A 3,159-nucleotide genomic window follows, 5' to 3' on the forward strand; every position below is an offset into this window, starting at 1 on the left:
CGGGTAAATCTTCCAGCCGGACATGATGATCATGTCCTTTTTCCGGTCGGTGATGCAGAGGATACCGTCCGCGTCAAGATTTCCGATGTCCCCGGTTAAAAACCAGCCGTCGGGCCGGAAGACATCCCTTGTCGCATCGGGCAGGTTCCAGTACCCCTTTGCAACGGCAGGCCCGCGGAGGGCGATCTCCCCGCTCTCGCCGTACGGCAGCTCTTTCTCCGGATCATTTGTATCCACGATCCTGATCTCCGTATACCCGACGGCAACGCCAACACTCGTGAAATTCTTGGTAAGGTGGGGATACTCGGGCAGCGTTGTTGTCCCGGAACCGATGACGATCGTCTCGGAGAGGCCGTAGGAGTTTGCAACCGGAATATGGTAGCGCTTATCGAACGCTTCCCAGACCGAGGGGAGGAGCCCCCCGCCCCCTGAGATCATCACGCGGGCATGGCGGAGCCGCTCCTCGGTCCCCGGCGCTGCATGGACGAGCGAATGGATGACCGGGGGCATGCCGGCAAGGATCGTCACCTCATACAATAACGCAAGAGAGAGATACCGTTCGAGATCGAACCGCTCCATCATGACATAGGTGCCGCCGGCCCGTATCACCGAAAGACCCCACGAGAGCCCGACATGCCCCATGGGATAGATGCCAAGGTAGGTATCAACCGGGCGGAGCCGGAGGGCATCCCGTTCTGTATCGAGCGCGGTCATCCAGTTACCGTGCGTGAGCATTGCACCTTTCGGCCTCCCGGTTGTCCCGGCCGTGTACTGGATATGGCAGATATCCTCTGTCGAGCAGTTCTCCGCCCGCATGTTCAGAGGAGCCGCGGGGAATGACTCCCAGGCAATCGTGCCCTCGCGGTCTCCCCCGATACAGATGACATGGACGAGGTTGGGGGCGTTCTTCCGGATCCCGGCAATGACCGGGGCATCCTGCCGGTCCGTGATGACCGCAATGGCACCGGCATCATTCAGGACATGCAGGAGCTCTTCCCCGCGATAAACGATATTTGTCGGTACTGCAACAGCACCAATCCTCCAGATTGCAAAGTAGCTGACCAGGTATTCAGGAGAACTGTCAAGGTAGATGCAGACCCGGTCGCCTTTCCTGATCCCAAGCGAGAGAAGACCTGCGCCAACCCGGTTCATCTCGTCCCGGAGCATCCTGTAGCTGTACGTCTCGTTCCGCGACGGACAGATGAGGGCAGCCTTGGCTTCGGGAACGCTCTTTGCATCCAGGAGAGTGGTAACATTGGACATACAATAACGTCCGTTTTTACAAAATTGGGCGCTGATGTATATAGTTGTTCATTATCTGTTCCCCGTTTCCCCAAGAAAGCAGCAGAACGGGCAGCGATGCCAAACTATTTCTTCTCTCTGGCCCGATGTATCTGCCAGACAATCATGGCGGAAGAGACAAACCAGCCACAGAAGACAGAATCCCGCCCGGATGCCACGCAGCAGCCGGCAGAATCCCGGCAGGCAGACCCGCGGGCGCAACAGCAGTCCGGGCAGCGGCGACGGCATGACCACAGGGACCGTGCCCCGTCCCAGGGTCGTCACCCGGGAGGGCAGCGCCACCATTTCCGGAGGGATCATCCCCCGCGGCCGCAGCAGGAAACCCCCGCTGAAACGGGAGCGAAGCCCGAGGACAGCGATGCGGGTGAGGACGAGAAGGGACACGATCGCTCCTCCCAGCCGCGCCGGCACCACCGGGGCGGCCGGCCCCCGAGAAAGATTGTCGAAGAATGGGCCAGTGATATTTACTGCGAATAAGAATCCCCGCTCACGGGATCTCCCCATTTCATCCGGTTCTTTATTTTTTAGCTCAGAAACCCCGGGACATCGGTACTCGTGACAACACGGACGCCGATATTCTCCATGTCGCGCAGGTTGGCCTGGTGGATCTCTTCTGTCGCCGCACCCACCGCGTCGTCAACCAGCACGGCCGGGTAATTGTAGGCAATCGCGTCGAAGACAGTTGTTCGTATGCAGTTGGGAGTCTGGATGCCGGTGACAAACACGGTCGTGACGCCGAGCGTGCGGAGCATCAGGTCAAGTTCCGTGCCGATGAACGCGCTCATCCGCGTTTTCGTGAGAATAAACTCTCCGGAACGTGGAGCCAGTTCATCGATGACTGCTGCACCATTCGTGCCCGCCACGGCAAAGGGCAACTTTTTGAATTTCTCCTGCCGGATGATCTCCACGTCGGACCCATCCTGCCTGTGGATGCGGAGGATGTGAAAGACGGGGAGCTTCCGTTTCCGGAATTCTGCAAGAACTTCCTGGATCTTCGGGATTACTGCTGACGCCCCTGCCACCCGGTACGGGCTGCCCTCACAAACGAAATCGTTCTGCATGTCGATGATCAAAAGTGCCGGTCGTTCCATTGCATGTTCCCCGTTAGACTATTGATATCCGGCAGATAATAATTCTGCACCGAATCCGGTGCCCTCCATGGATCCCCTCTTCCAGTATGCCTGCCTTGCAGTAACAGGAATTATCGCCGGAACGGAGTCGGGGCTCTTTGGTGTCGGGGGAGGATCCCTGATGACACCAGTCCAGTTCTGGCTTTATTCGGCCGGCGGCATGGACACCACGCTCGCAACCCGCATTGCCTTTGGCACCTCTCTTGCGGTGATCATCCCCACCATGATCAGCGGTGCGCTCGCCCACCATAAACACGGGGTGGTGGACTGGAAGGCTGCCGTGCCGATGGGCTGCGCCGCGGTTTTCGGCGGTCTTTTCGGGGGCACGCTGGCAGCTTATCTGCCGGGCTTTGTGCTCCGGGTATTCTTTGCCATCTTTCTCCTGATCATGGCAGTCCGGATGGTCTGGCATATCCGTAACTGCACGGTCTGCGAGCCCCATGGGACCACGGGGCAGTATCTCCTGATCGGGTTTTTGATCGGCGTCCTCTCGGGACTGACCGGGCTCGGGGGCGGGGCCCTTCTGGTGCCGATCCTTGTCATCCTGCTCGGGTATCCGATTCACCGTGCAGGGGGAACCCCCTCAGCCTGCCGTAGCTTCTCTTGCGCAGGGGCCATGGTGGCGTACATTGCCAACGGGATCGGGTTGCGCGGGCGTGCGCCAGACTCGAGCCGGGACGTTGAGCTGTCGCACTGTCGCGTTCTTGCCGCAAGACCCTCCCCGTCT

At 59.5% G+C, this 3,159-nt stretch carries 4 protein-coding genes; 2 read left to right on the forward strand and 2 right to left on the reverse strand.

The genetic code is table 11. The features are described from left to right. A partial coding sequence (locus CW742_RS09500; protein WP_292419633.1) for a class I adenylate-forming enzyme family protein occupies nucleotides 1–1,263 on the reverse strand: 1,263 nt, incomplete at its 3' end. 144 nt (nucleotides 1,264–1,407) lie between these two features. Here CW742_RS09500 and CW742_RS09505 point away from each other — a divergent pair. Further along, nucleotides 1,408–1,779 (forward strand): hypothetical protein, encoded by a 372-nt coding sequence (locus CW742_RS09505; protein WP_292419635.1) that lies wholly within the window; start codon nucleotides 1,408–1,410, stop codon nucleotides 1,777–1,779. Between the two features lie 47 nt (nucleotides 1,780–1,826). On the opposite strand, the gene CW742_RS09510 is transcribed toward CW742_RS09505, so the two are convergent. Beyond that, nucleotides 1,827–2,393 (reverse strand): cysteine hydrolase family protein, encoded by a 567-nt coding sequence (locus CW742_RS09510; RefSeq protein ID WP_292419638.1) that lies wholly within the window; start codon nucleotides 2,391–2,393, stop codon nucleotides 1,827–1,829. A gap of 67 nt (nucleotides 2,394–2,460) precedes the next feature. On the opposite strand from CW742_RS09510, the gene CW742_RS09515 reads away from it, so the two are divergent. Then, nucleotides 2,461–3,159: sulfite exporter TauE/SafE family protein (locus tag CW742_RS09515; RefSeq protein WP_292419641.1), on the forward strand; the 699-nt coding region annotated here is incomplete at its 3' end.

This window comes from Methanoregula sp. (genome assembly GCF_002835825.1).
Taxonomy (GTDB): domain Archaea; phylum Halobacteriota; class Methanomicrobia; order Methanomicrobiales; family Methanospirillaceae; genus Methanoregula.